This is a genomic window from Klebsiella sp. CN_Kp073 (genome assembly GCF_040065495.2).
Lineage (GTDB): Bacteria > Pseudomonadota > Gammaproteobacteria > Enterobacterales > Enterobacteriaceae > Klebsiella > Klebsiella aerogenes.
Genome location: NZ_CM198051.1, coordinates 1,639,656 through 1,659,822, shown reverse-complemented (window position 1 = coordinate 1,659,822; position 20,167 = coordinate 1,639,656). Strand labels below are relative to the sequence as shown.

Sequence of the window (20,167 nt, the reverse complement as noted above, 5' to 3'; positions counted from 1 at the left end):
TCCTGTTAAAGTAGGCTTATCGCGTTACTGTTGCGCGCGACAAAAGCGTCGAAGCGCATCAAAGTACGAAGTTCCATTGAACCGTTACGGTCGAGATAACATCCGAAGCGGACAATCGCATCACCAGTTCCAGCCGGTACAATAAAGCGGAGACTTTCTATCGTCGCGTACCCTTCCTTTGACGACCAAAATATTTGTCCGTCAATAGATATCGCCGTTGTCATCGGCCCACCGCCGGAAGTATCGCCACCTGGGCGCATAAGTATTGCGTACCCTACGTAGCCCGGATTGAGTCCGCCATCCGCGCCGGACTGATATGACATACCAGCACGAAGGTCGCCGTACTTATCCGCCTGACGTAATGCGCCTTTGATATCGACTACTTGATCAAATCCCTGCTTACGAATACGCAGAAGATCCCACCACTGCCATGTTGCTTTTGGCACACGGTTGTACGTGGCCTTGTAACAGTTGATTGCGAACGAGCCAACGTCACCCTCGATCCGCGACGCGTACACGGTGCCGTTAAAGTAACCATCATTGGCACGTACGGTGCCGGTAAATACGCCGTCCGTCGCGAATACCCTACCGCGGACCGTTACGTCGTTGAACTCTGCGCCGCCGCCTTTCGAGATGCTCCACCCTTTACCCGCCTGGCCTGGCTGGTAGTTCGTCGAGCGGATGTTGTCGGAGATTTGCGCGAAGTCGATGACCAGGTTACGGGCCATCGCCTGCTGCATATAAGCGCCGTTCCCGTCGACACCGAAGGCCAGATTGCTTTTATCGCCGTTAGGCACATAAATGCCGAACTGGTCAGCCTGCACCAGGAACTGTGACTGGCCGCTGCCGTCAATCCCCAACTGAAGACCCGCTACGTAGTTCTTACCGCCGGAAGACGTGTTGACCTTCACGCCCCACTGCGCTCCCAATTTCCCGTTTAAATCCGCCACGGTGGATGCCGTCTGCTGAACGGTCGCAGACATATCCCCGACCTGCGAGGTCAGCGTGGTGATTTGCTCCGTGGTTGATTTTTCCAGGTCGGCAACGGTTTTGTTCGTCGTGGTGATTGCCGCGCTGTTGTCGCCAATCATGCTGCGCATCTGGTTAAAGCCGGTCGCCATTGCCAGGCCGTTAGAGGCGATGGTTTCGTCCTGCTTCGTGATACGCGACTCTGCATCGCCCACACGCGAGCCGAGGCTGGTGATTTGCCCTGCCTGCGCGGTGATATCCTTCCCTTGCTGGGTAACGGTCGCAGTAAGCTGGGTAACGGCGTTCGCTGCGCCGGTGGCAGTATCCTGCGCCTCCTGTGCGTCGGTCACATCGACAATGCTGATATCGTCCAGATACAGCGAATAACCGGCTCCACCGTTCGACCCCCTGGTGGAAATCCACATCTGCGCAATGCTCCGGTCGGCACCGACGGTCGCTACTCCCGTCAGGAGAACCCATTTGCCGCGCGAGATGTTTGTCTCGGAGATACGGACGGCTTCCGGCCACTGGTTTGCGCCGCCATTCTCTCCGCGAGCAAAGAGGCCGACAGACACGTTCCATCCGTTCGGTGTCGACATATCACTGGCCATGTAAGCCCAGAGAGAAAACCGATACTTACCGCCACCACGAACAGCAAGCCAGTTCCCAATCATCTTGTCGCTGTTGCCGTTCTCGCCGTTGTTACGCGTGATTTTGAGCGACTTCTGGCCATTGCGGTAAACATCGGTCGAGACGCGCGCCAGCGAGCTGCTGCCCAGCTGCTGGTTTGCGGTGTACGACTCAAATGAGCCATCACACCAGGGGTTTAATCCCTGACTCTGCAGCGCACCGATTGAGGCGTTGACCGACGTGATCGCGCTGGCATTAGAGGCAATATCTTTTCCCTGCTGTGTCACGGTCGACTGCAGGTTAGATACAGCGCCAGCCGTGGCATCGAGATCGACCCGGTCAGTAATATCGATAACGTACACATCGTCGATATAAATTTCGCCTGCATTCAAAAACGCGTTGATGCTGACCGACATGGTGCCGTCTTTAGTGGCGGTATACGTGTTGCTGTACTCCTGCCATACGCTGCCAGTAGGCATTGTGGCCGGGTCGAAGCGCGCCTCAGCGATTACAGAGCTATCGAGGTAAGCAAATCGAACCTTGTTATTCGGCTGCGTATTCGGTTGCATAGTCGACCCGGCCTTAGCCCGCAACCACGCACCAAACTTGTACGTCCTGCCCTTAACGGCAGTAATAACAGTGTCGCTCGACAAAAGAGTCGCGTTGGTAGCAGCGACATATTTCACGATTTTTTTGCCGCTGTGTGGATTCTGCGCCGACATCACTGTCGCCTGTGCTGGCGCGGTCCAGTTGGTGAAGTCACGCTCGAATCCCCCGTTTAAAATCAGGTTGCCCGTGATTTTGTTATCCACGTCAGCCATCGCTGCATTCAGGTTTGCAGAAACTGCGGTCGTGGCGCTGGCATTCGCAGCAATATCCTTGCCCTGCTGTGTGACCGTCTGCTGCAGCTGCGTGACCGCAGACGTATTCGCATCGATGGCCACCGCATCGGTGATGTCATAGATGGCGATGTAATCAATCTGAATGACCGACGCGTTCGGGTAGCAATAGAGCGCAAAAACAGAACCATCCACTGTCGCCGACGATGGCGCGCTAAACTCAGCGGCGTACGTCGCCCAGGTATCCGTGGCGGAGAACTGGCGGTTTTCATAAGTCCCGGCCACATTCCCCAGGTAGTTAAACCGGCGAACCATGAAATTCATCGCGCCGGATACGCCCTTCGCCTTAACGATGACCTGGTAGCGGCGTGGGGTATTGTGTGGCAGCGGCGCTTTCTGGTTAGCAAAGAGGCCGGTATACAACGTGCTGTCGAGCTGCGTCATCTGGACGCCGGGTTTACCGTCGCCAAAGTCGCCAAACTCCACCTTGTTACGCGTATTCCCCTGGACACCCCACAGCGCCGATCCGCTCATAAAATTAAAATCGTTTGCCAGGTTCTCGCCGCGATTGAGCATCGCATTCACCGAGCCGGTGACGGAGGTGATCGCCTGGCTGTTCGTTTCAATTTTCCCTTCCGCTGCCGTGGTTCGTTGCGTCAGGGATTGAATTGCGCTGCTGTTCGCGCTCTGCCCGGATTCAAGGTTCGACACCCGACCAGTGATGGCCGTAATCGCCTGGCCCTGGCTGGTAATGGTGTTGCCCTGCTGCGTCACTTTCGCATCCAGCTGGGTCACAGCACCGGCGGCAGCGTCGGCAGCAGTCTGCGCACCCTGCGCGGCGGTGATCTCCCGGCAGTGGAAATCAGTTGCATACCATACGGAGCCATACGGCGCGTTCTGGTTCACCTGCAGGAACGGGCGCATATATCCGCGCGGGAAGTTAGCCGGGACCGTCCAGCGGTATTTTTTCTCCGTCCAGGTCTGAGTGGGCACAACACTACCCGGTAACGCAGCGTACGCCACGGCACCCGTATTCGGTCCCGTAGCCGAGCCGATGTACATGTTAAATGCGGCGTTGGAACCTGCCTTTGCCGCTACCCAGACCGAAATCTCGAATACCTGTCCCGCTTTTACCGGCCACGGTGGCGTATTGAGCTGGTGATCGCGTGAGGCCAGTCGTGCTACATAGCGACGCGGAGCCCCAGCCGGGATGTCAGCATCATACGGAATACCATCATCGTCGTTGCTGTCTACCGTATCCCGGCGGGTAAAGCCCATAGACGGATATGCGGGGTCAAATGTCGGGTTCAGGATGTAGTCGCCACCCGCTGCCGTCTGCGAATTCAGAGCAACATTAATCCCGGTGATCGCCGTTCCCTGCGATTCAATTTTCCCCTCAGCGTTTGTAACGCGTGTATCCAGTTTACTCACGGCATCGGCGGTGGCCGCTTTGGCCAGCCCTTCCTCAACCGTCGAAACACGCCCTTTCAGGCTGGTGATGGCCTGGTTCGCCGCCGTAATATCCTTGCCCTGCTGGGTCACGGTGGCGCTAAGGTCCTGTACTGTCTTGTTATCGGCCTTCTGGTCAATCCGCTTGCCGAGGTCAGTATTCACCGTATCGACTTTATTGCTGACCTGCGTAATCTGCTGGCCCTGACTGGTGATGCGGTCGCCCTGCTGTGAAACAGTTTGCGATAAACCAGAGATCGCCTGGCCGTTCGCGGCAATCGCAGAATCAGCATTCTGCTTATTCTGGTTAACGGTATTGGTTAACGCCGTCGTCCGCTCCGCCTGTGCGGTAATATCCTTACCCTGCTGCGTGACGGTGGCCTTCAGGCTATCCAGCGCGGCGGTGGTGGCTTTCTTCGCCACCTCGGCATTGGTGGCATCAATACGCCCACCCAGGCTGGTGATCGCGCTGGCGTTGGTGGCAATGTCGTCACCGTTCTTCGTGACCTGCGACTGCAGGTCCTGCACTGCTGATGCATCGGCTTTACCAGCGATACCGTTTGAGGCGGTCAGCATGAAGCCCTGCAGGTAAACGCGAGCGGTCGACGGCGTCCATCCTCCGCAGGCCATGCGCAGGTAACACCACCTCCCTTTGAAGTTATCCGGGATCGTGAACGTCAGCGTGCGGGTCTGGTAGCCGGTGGTGATACCCGCAAACCAGTTATTGTCCTGGACAAGCCAGTTAGTCGGATTCCCCCAATTCTCAATCAGGCCCATCGTAAAATTCTGGGTCCCGATGCTGATCGTCGCGTCGTCCGTCTTGAATCCGAAGGTGAGCGTCAGTTTCTGACCGGCTTCAACCGGGATTTTTGTTCCGTTGGCGATCCGCATCGCCGGCTCGGTCGTGGTGAGACCTTTCATCACCGCGTCATAGACCGGAGCCCCCGCGCCGGTGCCGGACAGCTGCCAGTTATCCGCTTTATTAATCAGGTCGCCATTCAGCAGGAGGTTGCCGGTCGTAATCTGTGACTTGAGCGCCGTCGTCTGCTGCGCCGTGGTGGCCAGCGTATTCTCGGCAGTCGTGACGCGGGTCGTCAGTTGCTGGACGGCATCCGAGCTGGCGCTGTCTGCCGGTGCCTGGCTCCAGTCGCTCACAATATTTCCGGATTCAAACATCGGAGAGCTGATCCACGCTTCGCGCGCTGCAGCTGCGCCGTCGAGTCTGGCCACAACGAGGTACGCCGTCCCGGACAAGCCAGGTTTGCGTTTGTATTTAACCCAATAGCGTCTCCAGGACGTGGAGAGCGTTACGGTCACATCGCCGTTATACCCGGCTGGACGCTCCACAATAACGCCCTGGCTGGTTTCAGCGCGGATAGTGGCATCCGGCGTATTCAGGAAACAACGAACCGGCGTTTTGTCCGTCTTCGCTTTCGCATAGAACGACAGAACATACTCGGTACCGTCAACCGGCGCGGCCAGCGTGTAGTCGAGGACGGCGAAATCAGTCGCTCCGGCGGCACGCGTCAGGATGCGAACCGCGTTCCCCCGGTAGCGTTCGGTTGCTGATGGCGATTTGCCGGTCAGTTCCCCGGAGTTGGGTATCAGGTTTACGCCGCCGATTCGGATGTTATCGACCTTAGATTCCACCCCGGCAATCTGGCTGGCGTTAGCCTGAACTTTGCCGTCGATGGTCTGGACGTCACCCTCGATTTTCTGGATGGCCAGCGTATGGCCAGCAATGACGCCGTTCGCTGAAACAAGGTCCGCGGCGACCTGATCCGTTTTCGAGGCTGTCGACTGCAGGTCGCTCGCCAGCGTATCCATGCGCTGGGTCGCCGCTGCAGTGGATTTATCATAATCGACGCGCAACGTATCAACGCGGGAGCCGATGGCCTTCTCCGCCGTCACGCGGATTTTCCGCTCTTCGAAAATCAGACCAGAAACCAGTTTATCCGGGTTGGTGCCTTCTTCGTTGCCGCGCAGCTGCACCGCCAGCTGGTTACGCGCCAGCGCCTCGGCGGAATCAGCGGCGGTCATCGCCGTTTTCAGGTCCTGAATCTGCGCCTGCGATGCGCCAGGAGTCGGGCGCCCAACGGCCAGCCAGTCAACGGCATAATAGTTATCAGCGTCAGCCGCTCCACCCTGTGAGAAGTCGAGACGCAGGCGGCGGATGGTGCCGGAGGCCTGCCACGGGATATCCGGGATCGCGATAGTGCTGATGCCGGTGGCCGGGTCAAAATCCGGTGCTGGCAGCACCAGGCGGCGTCTTTCGATCCAGCCGGTTTCATCAGCACCAATCCAGTACAGCCGACCGCCCCAGGCCGGGTTGCCGACTTTCTTGATGCGCAGGCGGAGGTACTTATAGGCGCTGCCGTCAATCAGCGTGCCAGCGCCCGACGGGCTGCGCATGGTCGAAATGGAATCCGCAGGAAGGATCCACCCGTCGTCGGTCGTCGGGAGCGGTTTCGTGCCGCCGTCGTCAGAACTCCACCCCTCGTTGTCCTTATCGAAATACCAGATTTTGAGACTGTCGAACTGCTCGCCGGTACCGGCTGAAATCGACGCCATCTGCTGCGCCAGACTGTCAAAGCCGTCCTGCATGGTGACGTTCGTCGTCTCAATCGCTGCTTCAACTTCGCGTTTGGCACTCAGCAGGTTATCGGCGGCCTGCTTCGCCACAGCGGCATCGTCCGTTTCGGCTTTCGCCACCGCTGCCGCAGTGTCGCTGGCCGCTTTCTGCGCCGTGGCAGCATCACCTGCAGCGCGGTCTTTCACTTCCTGCGCCAGCTTGTTGGTCGTGTCATTGGTTTTAGCGATGTTGGCAGCCAGGTCCTTGCCCTGCTGCGAGACGATGGCCCCCTGCGCGGCGACATCCTTCGCCGCCTGGTCAGCGGTTCCCTGGGCGGCGTCCGCAGCCTGTTGCGCAGCGTCGGCGGCAGCGCTGTTGTCCTGAATACCTTTGTTCAGTTCCTCGTATGTATCCGAGCCTTTAAGGGCATCATCGAGCTGCTGGTAATAATCAGAAACGTTATCGCTGGACATACCATGCACCCAGTCGGTCCACGGCGAGGCATTGCCCAGGCGGTCAACCAGGCGCGCACGGTACCAGAACTGCGTGGCAATCTGCAGGCCCATCTGCTGATAGTGTTTGCCCGGATACGCTAAATCGGTCAACGGCATCGCGCCGTTCCCGCTCTGGTCCGGGCTGTACTGCAGTTCGGTTCGCTGGGTATCCTCTGCACCTTCAGGGAATTCCCAGCGAATTTCGATACCTGCGGTCAGTGAAACGGTCGTCAGCGACAGTGGCGGCAGCGGCTCGCCGACTTTCCCGGTCAGGGTTTTCTCTTCCGAGTACGCCCAGCCACTGGAAATTTCCGCCGCGTTGATTGCACGGACGCGAACCAGATAACGGCCGGCATAAATGCCGCTGACCTCAAATGACGTGGTCGAGCTGCGCGGCACGTTAATCCAGTTGCCATCATTTCGGCGCCACTGCGCCTCATAGGCGATAGCATTTTGCACCGCGTCCCAATTGGCCTGCAGCGTTTCGACGCTGATACCCTGATTCACCACGGAGAAGGACGTCAGGAGGATGCCATCTGGCGGAGCCTGGTTGCCAGGCGGGATAACACTAATCGGGCGTTGGTCGATGATCGCGCCGTTATCGATACGCGGGAATTTATCCGGGTCGTGAGCCACGCCGGTGATGGTGAGCGTGCCGTTATTGTTGTCCTTTACACCGATAACGCGGTACTGCTGAGGCACCAGGTCTGTATATTCGACGATCCAGACGCACTCCGCCTCTGGCGTCTCGCTGTATGCCGTTGTGACTGTCACCTGCCGACGACCGTTCACCGACTGAATGGTCCGGGCCTGCGAGATACCCGACGGCAGATTCAGATGCAGGCGGTCGCCCTCTTTTGCATCAATATCACGGTCGAGCGTGATGACGCGCCCATTCACCGCGCTGATACGACCACCATTAACCCGCCCGGCCAGCCGTTCGTCGCCCAGCCCAATGATGTAACCCGGCTGCGGGATCCTGCCGTCCAGACCAACATCAATTTCGACCATGCGGTCCTTGTTGTTGGTCAGAATGGCCCATAACCCTTTACGATGGGCTTCACTCTGCCGCGTACATCCAATGGCCGTGACTTCCACCTGATTAAAGCTGTAACGGGAAACCAGTTCCGGGATAAATGCGGGTTCCATCGCATCGGCATAGGCGTTATCCGGGTCAGACCACGAAACAAGGGCATTGGTGTACCGAGCCTTACTGGTGCTGCTGGAATAACGAGGACTACCGATAATATTCGCGCGCGTATAGTTGAAATCGACATCACGCGGCATATCGGCCTGCACGATAATCTGCTCACCACTCCAGCAGGTCATACCCCGGAAAATAGCAGCGAAATCACGCAGTACGGTGTAGGCGTCGTTGCGCTCCTGCACATAAACGTTACAGATATGGCGAGGCTCCATGCCATCGCCACCCCTGCCATCGGGTATCAGCTGATCGCAATACTGCGCAATCGGGTAAAGCGCCCATTTGGAGATATTCGCGCTGGTCAGACGATCGCCAAGACCGAAACGATCAGAGACAACAATGTCGTAATAAATCCATGCCGGGTTATCAGTCCATGCCCATTTAAAGCCTCCGGTCCATGTGCCGGTGTATTCGCGTGTTTCCGGGTTGTAGTTATCAGGGACACGGATAACACGCCCGCGCGGCTCGCAGGATATTTGCGGGATAGAGCCATTGAACTGGCTGGAGTCGAATTCGATGTACAGCAGCGCGGTGTGTGGGTAACGCAGTTTCGCGTCAATAACCTCGGTGTAGCTCTGCAGCGTCATGACGTCACCGATTTTGACGCTGTTCGCGTCCGGCGATACCTTGCGAAGACGCAGCGTCCAGGTGCTGCCTGCCTGCGGTAAATCGATGCGGTGGCTACGTTCATACCCGGAAGTGGTTTTGCCGGAGACGGCGGTCTCCAGTACCGTCTGCCAGGCACCGCCATCCGTTTGTAAATCGATTGCGTATTTAACGGTATTCCCCACCACATCGCCGTCGTCTTCCTGTTTCATCAGGGACGGCCATTTCAGGCGGACACGAACGGCAGAAAGCTGGGTATTGGTAAATGTGTGGGTCCATGCGGTCTCACTGGAAACCTCCGTCCCTACGGAAATTTCATTTTCAGTACCGGGAATACCCTGAATATAACTTTGTGCCTGCGTCCCAGGTCGGAATTCCCAGGCCACACCACTGAAGTTTTGCGAACCATCGGCATTCTCAAGAGGGGTACCGTCGAGATAAATATCTTTCCCGGTTAGACCACCCGCAAACTCCCCCTCACCCAATGCGATAAGAATTTTGGCTTTTGCTACAGACTGTAAATCGTCCGGCTGTTCCGTCGGCGTGCGCTGTTTAGAGCTGCCACCCTTGCGCCCTTTAATTATGTTATTTGCCATATTGCGCCCATAAAAAAAGCCACCGCAAGGTGGCCTGAATTGGAGGGAATTACTTACTGAATATATTTATTGCTGGTCTTCGACATAGATACCGGCGGAAATAATCGCGCCGCCAATTCGCCGCTTACCATAAAGCAAACCAACGGGATAACCCTGTGAGGCGGTATTGGTTACACCGCCAAAGGCATAGCTGGCTTTATTCTCGGGGGACTCTTTACGGGCAAGTCCTCCGGGCTGAGGGGAGAGCATCTGGACAACGCCACCAGCCATCATGGATGCCCCGGACATCATACCATACGCTGCGTTCCCCCAATCCTGAGTGAAATATCCATACACCGCACTGGCGGCGATAATGACAGCACCCAGAATGGTCTGAAGCAAACCGGCTTTTTTACTGCCCACGATAACCGGGACAATGCGAATAGCATCACCCGTTACCGGATAACCCAAATCATCGGGGCCAATATTAGTTTTTCCCCTGAAAACAGCAAAGGTCAGCCCTTTATCTTTGCTATCAATCATGAATCGCTCAAAACCCGGGATCGTCGCCGCTAATGCTACGCCGGCTTCCTGAGTCGTTCTAATTACTCGGTGGTGAACACGGCCGAATGTTTTAGCCAAGACACCACTAAGTTCAATACGGGTCATTACTTCTTTCATTCCATCCCCCAAAAGAAAAGGCCACTAAATGGCCTTTTCTAAAAACAATTAAAAAAAATAATTAGTCCAAAAAGCATTTGGTTCAATGTTTATTTTGACATTACAAAGTCATGTATTTCTTTTGCTTCTCGACATGTATCATCACGCTGCGCCGCTGCAATATTCGAGCACTCAATGTAAACATTTTCATTTGCAACAAGATAACTCATAGTTGAAAAAAATAATTTTTCACATGAGGAAGGGTTATGGCTATTGATACAAATATTACTTGCTGTGTTATTTAATTTTTCGGTTATCGATGGTTGCTCAGCATGCGCAGCTGTCACAAAAATAGATGCAATCAGTAAGATGTATTTAGTCACTTATATCACTCCATTAGTCAATCAGAAAAGATACTATCACACTTACTGTATCTGACGACCTTCATCGTCCTGTCCATCCAGTAACCTCCATAAGGCACGCGCTGGCTGAGATGGCCATAAAGGTGGTGCAGCAGCATGTTACCTTCCAGCAAAACCCCGGCATGGTTCCATTTGTCCGACTGCACCTGCATGATCACCAGATCACCCGGCTGCGGTGGACCTTCAAATTCACGAAACCCGCACTCATACCAGCAATCGTGGTAGAAGTTTTCGGGATAGTCGTTCTCCCACCAGGGGTAATCAACACGGTAATCATGCAACTCGATGCCGTGGATCTGCCGGAAATAGCTCATCACCAGCCCCCAGCAATCATAGTGGCCAAGCACGAACGGACGCTCAAGGAGGGGCAATTCTCCGCGTGGGTGGATGGTACGAAGATCGCCTTCCGGCCAGCTGATAATATGCCAGGGGAGCAGCGTTGCATCGCACTGCGCCTTATCCAGTTCGCTGGGTTGCGTGGTCGCATCAGGATGGCTGTGAACAATGCCGATAATCGTTCCCCAGTCCTCTACTGCTGCGTAATCCTCCGGCGCCAGTACAAAATTATCATTTGACTCGCAGGCCAGGTTTCTGCAGGGAAAGTATCGCTCTACTCGCCCCTTTTGGGCAATCAAGCCGCATGCCTCACGGGGGTAATCAGCTGCAGCATGAACCTGTATCGCCTCAATCGTTTTTTGGCGCATATCAGCTCCTTATCAGCGACGTGCCGGGGAACCCGCCAAACGGCAGTTCGTTATGCTCACCAAAACGCAGTTTGCAGGCAGTGAGTGTTCCGTTGCAGACGTCCTTCGATGGATCATCAACCGGCTTGTTATTCTTGTCGAAATACTTTGTCCCGGCATAATCGCAACCATCGCCACTACGGTATTTATTGCGAATACACCAGGTACAAACCGAATGATACTGACGAGTAGGGATCAGTTTCCCCTGCAACCCCATCGGGCTATCGAGCGCGAACTCCACCGTTTCATCGGTTTCAAGACTTTTGGTGTCGATAAAATAGAGGTGCCGTTTTTCCTGCGTTGGATCCGCGGTGGCATTACCCGCAGGGAAATTTCGCGCATCCAGATACTGCTTTTGTGTCTCATGGATAATGACCCGAGCCATCGCCAAATCGTCATAATGCAAACACAACGCGGAAATCGAACCATCAATGTTGCCCACCCTCAGTGTCGGCTGCGCGTCGCTTCCTGAAGTCGAGGATTCGATCCCCTCTAATTCACACGGCCACGCTTTATATTCGGTGCCCTGCCACCAGATACTTTTAGCGGGCAATTTTGATTCATCGCCACCAGCGGCTAAAATTTCCGCTTCAGTATGGGGAATGTTATATCCGTGGAAATATAAAATATCCCCCATATTAAAAGCACTTCCGTCAATTTCGAAAAGCCGGATTTCATCTCCCGGCTCCAGTTTTTGATAATCAGCGTGAAGACTCATGGTACGAATGCCTGTTCAAATGTTGCGGTGACTGTCATGACTTTGCTATTCAGAATGGTTTTTTGCAGGCTGTCAGCCTGAACCCGCCATAGCGCTAACTCGTCATACGGTGGTTTAAAGGCAAAGGATTTAGTTTTATGCCGTCGCAGGAATTTATAAATATCCAGGCCGGTTTGCAGATCTCCGGTAAATGAAAATGCATAATTTAAGGTTTCCGGGTTTATTCCCTCCCCTGAAACCTGCGCATATCCATCGCCAAATTGCGCCTTGCGAATATTATCCTTACTCGTTGTCGCCGGCTGACTGGCGGCCTGAATTCGCCAGGAAAATGTTTCAATAGTCATAAATAGCCTTTATCTCCGCCAGTAAAAAAGCCGCAAAGCGGCTTCTGGTATTAACGCCCTTCTTTTATTGCCTTCCAGAGTGGCGTGCCGGGCCGTTGGGCCTGTTCACTGACGACACTAATGATGGCGGGTTTCAGTTGCTTGAGGATACCGTTACTGTCAATCGCTGACCGCTGCGTAGACTGCTGTTCGTTGCCACTACTGATATAGACGCCGCCCATGTTGACCATTACACTGCCAGGAGACACACTTGCTGGACTGGAAGCGTTGCCGACATACCCGCCGGAGGCATAACCGCGCATCATCCGGTAAAGGTTGCTCACGCCGATGCGGCTGGTCGCCTCTTTGGTGAATACAAACTCACCGCGGTGAACAACCCCGGCGGGCTCGTACTTACCACCATGCCCGGTATAACCACCACCATCAAAGCCAGAGGGACGATAGGAAGGAACGGCAAAAGACTGACCAGAATTTGAAGAACTGCTCCCTCCGCTGATCCACCCCATCGCAGCCTGAAAGGTGTAGGCCACAATAAGCTGATCAATGACCTGAGCGATCATCTTCAAAATGGATGTGGTGAATTCCTTAAAACTCGCTTTGCCGGTGGTATTGAGCAATGTCAGCTGATTGGCCAGCCCCCCGAAGGTGGCCTGGGATATTTGTTGAACAGAGGAAAATACATTAGTCGCGGAATCCTGATACTCCGCCCAGCCCTGTTTGGCGCCGGCCAGCCAGTTACCGCGTAATGCATCCTCAGCTTCATAGGTGGCTTGCTGTTCCGCCAGCACCTTCCGCTGCGCATCAGGATTGAAGGCGTACGTTTCACTCAGCTTTTCAAGCGTGGTCCTTCTGTTCGACTCCCTGCCAGAAAGCCCCTCGGCCTGAGCCTTGATCCCCGCCCGGATCGCACTCTGCTGCTGCGCAAATTTATTGGCCTGATCAGCCAGATTATTCAGCTTCTGCTGCCGGGCGACCTTATCACCGAGATCGGCCAGCTGGCGTTTGTATTCCAGCGTTTCGTTTTTGTGGGCCAGCAGGGATTTTTCCTGCGTGGACAACTGGCGGCGGCCGGCGGCCTCCTGTAAAACGGCATACTGGTTTTCCGTCTGCCAGAGGTCACGGCGCTGCTTACTGATCACATCGTTAACGTCGGTATGCTGCTGCAGGGTTTTAAGCTGCGCCTTTAGCGTCAGCAGATCCGCCTGCGCCCCTTCCTCAGCTTTACTGCCAGCGGGCGTAGTATATTGCCTGCCTTTCGGCGTTTTCGGATCTTTGTATTTGCTATCGATACCTGCGCGGATTTTCGCGATATCGCTGTCCGTCCAGCGGGTAGCAATCCCATCGATGGCATCCTGTTTATTTTTCGCAACAAGCTTATTAAATTCTTCCTGAGCGCGGGCCCGCCGCTCGGCAGGTTTCAGGCCAGCGTCAAGAAGCTGGTTAAACTGCTGCTGATTCCTTATTGCCTGCTGCTGCTGGTCATTGCGCAGCTTCTCGCGCGCCGCAGCTAACCCCTCCTGAGCATATGCTTTATCAGCCTCGTCATAGGCCTGTTTTTTGAGAGATAACTGCTCACGGGCGTTGCGAAGACGCTCTGCATCAGCTTTCACCAGCGGGTTATTCCCCGCATAGTCAGGATCGACTTTAAGGTTTGAAGACAGCGCGCGATATTCCTTTTCGGCTGTCTGCCAGTCCGCAAAAGCCCCCTGCTGCTTCATGGCCGTATCAGGATTCCGACCAATGCCCATCATGGCATCCCAGGCGCCGCTGGCGGCATTTTTCACCCAGTTCCACGCAGTTTCCAGTGTCCCCAGATTTTCCTTCACCGCATTTGCGCGCTGGATAACGCTGTCGGAATAGGCCCGCATCGCGAGCTCGGCAGCGCGCTGCGAATCCCCCATCGCCTGCGCAGCTGAAATCTGTTCAAACTGGCTTGCGGTCAGAAAATGTAACGACTCATTCAGCGTTGCAACCGCATTAACCGGATCCTCTTTCAGCCGTTTGAACTGGTTAATAGTTTCATCCACCGCCTGGCCGGTCGCCTGCTGGAGCCTTGCAGCCACGTTGGCAACGCGTTCGACGTCGGCGCCACCGAATGCCCCACTTCCGACAACCTGCGCTAATACAGCTGCCGCGGCGTGCTGAGTGACTCCATTTCCTGAGATGTTCCGCGCCAGCACCTGCAGTTGTCCCGATGTTTTCCCGGCATAGTTCCCGGTGAGAATGAGCTGTTTGTTAAACTCTTCGGCTTCCTTCCCGCCCTCGTACCATGCCTTTCCCAGCAGAACGACGGATGCCGCTATGCCACCGACCACGCCGGCGATCCCCAGTCCGCGTAGCGTCATCATTTTTTCGAGCCACCCGGCCTGGTTCGCCAGGGTTATCCCGGAGCCACGCAGCGCGCCGAAATTACCACGCAATAATTCCCCCGCCAGCACGCCAAGTTCCCGACGTGCGCCAGCGCTCTCGAGACCAAGGCTGTGCGTGGCGACCTTTGCCGCTTCCAGTTTGCGGATATAGACTTCAGCAGCATCGCCGGCGCCCACCTGCGCCGCTTTCATTCTCAGGAGCTCTGTACCAGACAGCTTTTGCTCGACAACCTGCGCCTTCAGCTGGCGAAGAAATTTCTCGCGCGCCTGGTTCGCTTTTTCCTCAACCTGCTGGAGTTCTTTCTGCCGCGCCGTGGTGCGGGAAATCAGGGAGAGATAATCACCCTGAGTGATGTTCCCCTGTGCGCGGGCCTTGCGGAATTGTTCCTGGACACTGGCCAGCGACCGTGTTTCACCACTGAGGGATCGAACGCCATCTATCTGCCGAAAGAACGATTCCGCCAGCGCATCCTGCCGCCGCGCCAGCGCCTCAGCCTGCGCATCGTTCTCCCGATAACGCTGGTTTAGCCCGGTGACGCGCTGGTAAGTCTCATCGACCGATTTGGAGACCCGTTGCAGTTCGCTCTGAAGCCCGGCGGCGGCATCCGCCTGTCGCTTCTGCATATCGGACACGGCGCCTGCGCTGGCGGCGCTGGTGGTTTTCAGCGCGCTAATTTGTGCCTCTGCTGCACTACGCATGCGCGTCTGCACTTTGTCCGATTCATTCGCCATACCGGACAGTTGCCCCTTAATCCTGGCAATCTGTTCGGTGAATGTGGCGTTGTCGACATCCAGGTTAATGACAAGGTCGCTAATCTGCTGGGCCATATCTGGTGCCTCCTGTTATTCCCTCTGCGGCCAGCATCATGGCGTCATCGTCCTGCACATTATCCGCTGTAGCCTCAGCAGACGGGGACAGCAGGCTGAAGTGTGCAGGGGTGATATCCGGATCCCGGTATAAGAAGGTTGAAATGGTGTAAAGCAGCCCGGAGAAATGGGCATCGAGTTGCGCATCCTGAAAATAACGATCCCGGTAAAAGTGATGCCAGTCGCCCAGCTCGGAGGACGTCATGCCAGCAAGCATGGCGCGCCAGTCGGGCCGCCCGAACTCACGCGCCAGTTTCAGGACAAAATCAAGCTCGCTGGCTAGGGCTTTTCCGCAGTAACAGGTTCATCACCCAGCGCGGTGGCATCAATATCTTCATCCGTGGATTGATCTTCTTCGGCAACCGGCGCCAGCATGCCGGAGAGCAGCTTGATCTGCATTTCCGCTTTGCCAATCGCTTCCGCCGGCCAGGTACTCATCACCTGCTGGTGGAGTTCCTCTTCAGATGGCCCCTTCGGATCGTTATGCCAGAGCGAGAGCGCAATCAGGCGCGCGCCTGCGCGAATACTCATGCTGACCAGCCCGGCGGACATTGTCTGGTCATCCACGTCATCAGAAATGGCGGATAAGGCTTTTTCTTCTGCGGCCAGATATTCGAGATAAGTAATGCGCTGCAATGCCGACAATTCGGTGATTGGCACCGAAGCGCCGTTATGGGTAAATTCGTCTTTCTTCAAAAACATGCTCATGCCTTTATCCTCAGGACGCAGTCACGGTGGTCTTGCAGGTCGCCACAAAATTACCGTCATTGCTCATGACAATAATGTCTACCGCGCCAGCCGCCACGCCGGTGACAATCAGAGATTTACCACTCACGGCCACAGTCGCCTTCGCGCTATCCGAGGTCGCCGCACGGAAAGACTGTTCCGATGCACTGGCAGGCAGGAAGGTGACGTTTAGCGTTGTGGTTGCGCCGACGGCCACGCTGGCCGTTGCCTTGTCGAGTTTGATGCCGGTCACTGCGATCGGCGGGTTGCCGCTTTCTTCCGCCAGTTCCGGTTTCCCGGTATTGGTGATTTTGGCGGTACGCGTGATCACTTCCTTCGCGGGGATGGCCTTACCCAGGCTACTGCACCAGCCTTTGAACACATCCACGGTGCCATTCGGATACTTAATTTTGTACGCCCGTACAGAGCCATCGACGAACCAGGCCACCAGCGATTTTTGACCCTCCTCTCCCGGTTTCCAGGCCAGCGTTAATGATGTATCACCTGCCGATTTTGCCCCCTGGGCGGTAGCGGTCCAGTCTGCATCTTCATCATCAAGGTAGGTGTCATCGTAGGACTCCGCCGTCATTTCGCCCGGCGTCAGTTCCTTAATTTTTGCCAGGCGCTGCCAGTCAGCATCTGACAGAGGGTTCGCATAAGCATCCCCGGTCCCGGTGTACAGCCAGAGTGTCGTTCCTGCCCCTTTTACCGGCGCAAGTGGGTTAGGTGTTGGCATAAATCCTCACATATCATAAGTAATTGAATATTTCATATCCGCGGAACTCCATAGCCCGAGGCTGTCATCCCTCTGGTATTCATAACCCTGCTGCACCATCACGGTAATCAGTCCACTCAGCGCAGAGATACCTGATATTGCCGGATAAACCCGGGTTTCCATCCACTCATCAAGTTCGGAGTCAGGCACCTGGGCAGGAAGGAAAACTTCAATATGTAAAGTGGCCTGCCAGGTATCAGCATCCAGATCCTCCCCGGTGTATTCGGCATCAGTCAGATAAACCGCCACAGCAGGAAAATCTTCTTCCTCAATGACAGCCGGACGACCATCAAAAAAAATGGCGCTATTCCCTATCATGCTTTCCAGGCCATCGATCACGGCCTGACGTATTTCGGTGTGTTTCATCGTTTAAGGTGTAACCTCAGTTGTTGCTTGAGCGCAGCGGCCAGTTGCTTTGGCATCTCCTCATCAAGCATGCGTTTTTTCTCCGCTTCGAAAGCAGTTGTAAGCGGCGCAGCCAGTGGGATTTTCACAACATCGATGGGGTAGCGATTTTTCCCTTCGATACGCTTCATGACATGCCAGCGACCGTTGGCTAATTGCTGAATGAAAGAGTCCCTGAAAAGATATTTCCCGATTTTCAGGACACTCCCTCTCCGTAGAAGCGCCCCTTTCTTTCTTGTTAAGCGGACTTGCGCGGCACCAAGCTTGATTGCCGGTAAGTTTCCCCGGTTGACCTTTATCCTGGCGTTCATCCGGCCATTAGAGGATGCTTTACTGACTCTGACCCGCTGTTTAACCAGCTTGACCGGGATACCTTTCACGCGGTTATCGCCCGCTATCGTTTCGTTAGCCACTTTTCGGGTCGCTGCGGTAACGGCAGTTCTGGCGACGCGGTTGATTGCCCAGGCGCTGGCCTTAGGCACCATATTGCGATCAAGGCTGTTCAGGTTCGCAATGACTTGCTCCAGCCCCTTAATACCCATAAAACCTCCTATCGGCGGCGGTTTCCAACGGGGGGATGTCCGGTGCCTAGCCAGAGATGGCAGGATCCACAATCGTCCGGGCCAATACGGTCAATCCAGTAGGAGATGCCGTTAATGGTGAGGGTATCCAGCCGCTGTAACGCGCTGGCATACACTGACTTAATGAAAAATGAAGGGCTTGTGCCCTCCACCCTCACGCCGGGAGCCGCATAGTCAATATTTTCAGGATCATCAAATACCCCGGAGATACTCCGCCCGGTAAGCTCGCCCGAAGAGATAAGCGCCACCGTGCCCATGGTCGAGCGTATCGTTTCATCCGCCCGCGATATTGCAGCATCGAAAATATTATCGAAATCGGTCATACCCGCCCCGCTATGGTTCGACAGCCAGCCCCCGTGCAATCAACTCTTCCGCATCCCCAGTGCTGACACGAACGGTAGTACCCGGCAAAACAAGGCTCACTTGTTCATTCTTTACAGCGTGCAGTGCTTCGAGGTGTAACGTCGCACGAGTTTTCACTGCTACCAGGTCCCCAGATCCGGATTTTTTTTCCTGGGGCGACGGAGTTAATACGTTATTCTGTGCTTTGCTATCGTTGCCCTCCCCGCCGGGGGCCGAATTCTCAGTGCCTGGTTCATTGCTGTCTCCGCCATCGTCAAGCTCCTCTTCCAGCTCAGCAATACGCAGCGCCAGCTCTTCTTTTGATCCGGTCAGGCTGACCTCACGGTTCAGCATGATGCCCAGCTCTTTCAGGCGGGCAATCAACTCTTCTTTGGTCATCACTCTTTCCTCTTTAATAAGAAAGGCCCCGAAGGGCCGTGGTCCCACTTGTTAGGCCAGTTTTACGGAGACGAACTCATCCGGATCTGCCAGTAGCATCAGCGGTGCTGACTGAATCATGGTGAATTCGCGTGCAGGGTCTCCCGACTGAACCCAGTTTTTTGGGTAGCGAGTTGAAGCGTTAATACCTTCGCGCTGGGCGTCTGCATCAAGGATGCAACCATAGGTGCGCAGACCGCGGGCCTGGGTGTTACCCAGTACCATAGACAGGTCCGGCAGAGCATTTTTTTTGACGTCATTTTCAACGAGCTGACCGGCATAAACCACAATAGCGACATCGCCGTACATGCCCTTATAAGAAACGGCTTTACCCAGGTCTTTCAGGGCAGTTTCCAGTTCCGAGTTCGAGCCACGGCGAGTATCCAGCTTCTCCTTAACGGCATCGAAAGAGCGGAACAGTGCCCAGCCCTTCGGATCGAATACGATAATGTTGATCGTACCGCTGGCGTTGAGAGCATAGGCTTCAATGTCATCGGTCGGATCATAGGTTTTTTTATCGCGGCCAGACCATGCTGCCGCCCCTGCCTGAATGATGTTATTGCCGGCACTGCGCCCCATATCAACTTCAACTGGCTCAAATGCTTCTCCACTCATGGTGTATTTCCCATAGAGCACAGCTTCAATTGCTTGTTTCTCTTCGACCTGTGCAATCGCCAGTTCCTCATCTTTCATATTCTGAAGAATGATGCGGCGACGGCGATAAGCAGGATCTGCCAGTTTCTGAGGATCTTCATCAGGCAGGCGACGGAGAGTCATTTGTGGGTTAACTTCGTGTTTCGGCTTCACATAGCCCGGGGTAAATTCTGACGTGCTGCCGCCACGAGAGCGAATCACTTTCCCGGAGACAATCGGCGACACATACAGCGCCATGTTGACCAGGCCTGGAATTTGCGACAGGTAGACCTTCTCAGTCGTGAAGGGATAACTTTCACGGAAGAAGATGCGCAGGAAAAGCGGATCGAATTTGAATTTCTTCTCATTGACCGCCAGCAGTTGGGCTGTTGTATAAACTGACATAGATTTTTCCCGTAAAAAAAGCCGCTAAGGCGGCTTTTATGAATGATGAAATTGGTAAAGGAGTCGGTTAAACGATGCTGATAGCAGTGCCAGCAAAGGCATTACGTTTAATGCTGTCGTCGGTGACTGCATCCGGCCAGTGAATATCTTCAACACGGAAAGAGCCGGATTTATAAAAGGTAAGTTCTGTGCTGTTCTGGTCGGCGGCTACCGCCAGGATGCCGCATGCCGCGCCAGCATGCTCGCCGTCCCAGGCAACGAGTTTTCCCGCCGTCGCCTCCAGCATTAACGGAGTCATAACGGGCGTTGCCGCTGCCAGTGCGCCAGCGCCATAAGCGGTGTGGGCTGGATCGCTATTACCCAGCGGCTGGTAGTGTGTAAATTCTTCAGTGTTAGCCATG

The 20,167-nt window shown here is 55.1% G+C and carries 16 protein-coding genes; all 16 read right to left on the bottom strand.

The genetic code is table 11. The annotated features are described in order from the left end of the window. Positions 1-5: 5 nt before the first annotated feature. Positions 6-9,359, bottom strand: coding sequence for a TipJ family phage tail tip protein (gpJ, locus tag ABLV66_RS08080; RefSeq protein ID WP_348876037.1), 9,354 nt, complete (start codon positions 9,357-9,359; stop codon positions 6-8). A gap of 66 nt (positions 9,360-9,425) precedes the next feature. Next, positions 9,426-10,019 (bottom strand): tail assembly protein, encoded by a 594-nt coding sequence (locus ABLV66_RS08075; RefSeq protein ID WP_348876039.1) that lies wholly within the window; start codon positions 10,017-10,019, stop codon positions 9,426-9,428. A gap of 89 nt (positions 10,020-10,108) precedes the next feature. Continuing rightward, the gene (locus tag ABLV66_RS08070; protein WP_348876040.1) at positions 10,109-10,381 is read right to left on the bottom strand and encodes a hypothetical protein; all 273 of its coding nucleotides are present in this window, start codon (positions 10,379-10,381) and stop codon (positions 10,109-10,111) included. Positions 10,382-10,398: 17 nt separating this feature from the next. Next, a complete protein-coding gene (locus tag ABLV66_RS08065; protein WP_348876041.1) occupies positions 10,399-11,124 on the bottom strand; it encodes a C40 family peptidase in 726 nt (241 codons plus the stop codon). Position 11,125: 1 nt separating this feature from the next. After that, positions 11,126-11,881, bottom strand: a complete 756-nt coding sequence (locus ABLV66_RS08060) for a phage minor tail protein L (RefSeq protein WP_015367367.1) — start codon at positions 11,879-11,881, stop codon at positions 11,126-11,128. Beyond that, entirely contained in the window at positions 11,878-12,225 is a 348-nt protein-coding gene (locus ABLV66_RS08055) for a phage tail protein (protein ID WP_348876042.1), read from the bottom strand. Before ABLV66_RS08055 ends, ABLV66_RS08060 begins: the two co-directional genes overlap by 4 nt. A 50-nt stretch (positions 12,226-12,275) precedes the next feature. Then, on the bottom strand, positions 12,276-15,422 hold the full coding sequence (locus ABLV66_RS08050) for a phage tail tape measure protein (protein ID WP_348876043.1): 3,147 nt from the start codon (positions 15,420-15,422) through the stop codon (positions 12,276-12,278). Next, positions 15,406-15,678: a phage tail assembly protein T gene (locus ABLV66_RS08045; protein WP_059342088.1), complete on the bottom strand. Its 273-nt coding sequence runs from the start codon at positions 15,676-15,678 to the stop codon at positions 15,406-15,408. The genes ABLV66_RS08050 and ABLV66_RS08045 overlap by 17 nt, the downstream gene beginning before the upstream one ends. 62 nt (positions 15,679-15,740) lie before the next feature. After that, positions 15,741-16,169, bottom strand: coding sequence for a phage tail assembly chaperone G (gene gpG / locus ABLV66_RS08040; protein ID WP_331435248.1), 429 nt, complete (start codon positions 16,167-16,169; stop codon positions 15,741-15,743). A 10-nt stretch (positions 16,170-16,179) separates the two neighbouring features. Continuing rightward, entirely contained in the window at positions 16,180-16,923 is a 744-nt protein-coding gene (locus ABLV66_RS08035; protein WP_047052030.1) for a phage tail protein, read from the bottom strand. 6 nt (positions 16,924-16,929) lie between these two features. Next, entirely contained in the window at positions 16,930-17,328 is a 399-nt protein-coding gene (locus ABLV66_RS08030) for a phage minor tail U family protein (RefSeq protein ID WP_047052031.1), read from the bottom strand. Continuing rightward, positions 17,325-17,909 carry a phage tail protein gene (locus ABLV66_RS08025; RefSeq protein WP_171824339.1) on the bottom strand — a complete coding sequence of 195 codons (585 nt, stop codon included), beginning with the start codon at positions 17,907-17,909 and terminating at the stop codon, positions 17,325-17,327. Before ABLV66_RS08025 ends, ABLV66_RS08030 begins: the two co-directional genes overlap by 4 nt. 8 nt (positions 17,910-17,917) lie before the next feature. Next, on the bottom strand, positions 17,918-18,271 hold the full coding sequence (locus tag ABLV66_RS08020) for a head-tail joining protein (RefSeq protein ID WP_348876045.1): 354 nt from the start codon (positions 18,269-18,271) through the stop codon (positions 17,918-17,920). Positions 18,272-18,281: 10 nt separating this feature from the next. Continuing rightward, the gene (gpFI, locus tag ABLV66_RS08015; RefSeq protein ID WP_348876047.1) at positions 18,282-18,689 is read right to left on the bottom strand and encodes a DNA-packaging protein FI; all 408 of its coding nucleotides are present in this window, start codon (positions 18,687-18,689) and stop codon (positions 18,282-18,284) included. 51 nt (positions 18,690-18,740) lie between these two features. Then, a complete protein-coding gene (locus ABLV66_RS08010; protein WP_157194958.1) occupies positions 18,741-19,766 on the bottom strand; it encodes a major capsid protein in 1,026 nt (341 codons plus the stop codon). Positions 19,767-19,833: 67 nt separating this feature from the next. Continuing rightward, positions 19,834-20,166 (bottom strand): head decoration protein, encoded by a 333-nt coding sequence (locus tag ABLV66_RS08005; RefSeq protein ID WP_171824336.1) that lies wholly within the window; start codon positions 20,164-20,166, stop codon positions 19,834-19,836. Position 20,167: the final 1 nt, after the last annotated feature.

Bases quoted from the DNA above. Each gene is read 5' to 3' on its own strand.
- gpJ (WP_348876037.1), bottom strand. From the start codon at position 9,359: ATGGCAAATAACATAATTAAAGGGCGCAAGGGTGGCAGCTCTAAACAG.
- ABLV66_RS08075 (WP_348876039.1), bottom strand. From the start codon at position 10,019: ATGAAAGAAGTAATGACCCGTATTGAACTTAGTGGTGTCTTGGCTAAA.
- ABLV66_RS08065 (WP_348876041.1), bottom strand. From the start codon at position 11,124: ATGCGCCAAAAAACGATTGAGGCGATACAGGTTCATGCTGCAGCTGAT.
- ABLV66_RS08060 (WP_015367367.1), bottom strand. From the start codon at position 11,881: ATGAGTCTTCACGCTGATTATCAAAAACTGGAGCCGGGAGATGAAATC.
- ABLV66_RS08055 (WP_348876042.1), bottom strand. From the start codon at position 12,225: ATGACTATTGAAACATTTTCCTGGCGAATTCAGGCCGCCAGTCAGCCG.
- ABLV66_RS08050 (WP_348876043.1), bottom strand. From the start codon at position 15,422: ATGGCCCAGCAGATTAGCGACCTTGTCATTAACCTGGATGTCGACAAC.
- ABLV66_RS08045 (WP_059342088.1), bottom strand. From the start codon at position 15,678: ATGCTTGCTGGCATGACGTCCTCCGAGCTGGGCGACTGGCATCACTTT.
- gpG (WP_331435248.1), bottom strand. From the start codon at position 16,169: ATGAGCATGTTTTTGAAGAAAGACGAATTTACCCATAACGGCGCTTCG.
- ABLV66_RS08035 (WP_047052030.1), bottom strand. From the start codon at position 16,923: ATGCCAACACCTAACCCACTTGCGCCGGTAAAAGGGGCAGGAACGACA.
- ABLV66_RS08030 (WP_047052031.1), bottom strand. From the start codon at position 17,328: ATGAAACACACCGAAATACGTCAGGCCGTGATCGATGGCCTGGAAAGC.
- ABLV66_RS08025 (WP_171824339.1), bottom strand. From the start codon at position 17,909: ATGGGTATTAAGGGGCTGGAGCAAGTCATTGCGAACCTGAACAGCCTT.
- ABLV66_RS08020 (WP_348876045.1), bottom strand. From the start codon at position 18,271: ATGACCGATTTCGATAATATTTTCGATGCTGCAATATCGCGGGCGGAT.
- gpFI (WP_348876047.1), bottom strand. From the start codon at position 18,689: ATGACCAAAGAAGAGTTGATTGCCCGCCTGAAAGAGCTGGGCATCATG.
- ABLV66_RS08010 (WP_157194958.1), bottom strand. From the start codon at position 19,766: ATGTCAGTTTATACAACAGCCCAACTGCTGGCGGTCAATGAGAAGAAA.
- ABLV66_RS08005 (WP_171824336.1), bottom strand. From the start codon at position 20,166: ATGGCTAACACTGAAGAATTTACACACTACCAGCCGCTGGGTAATAGC.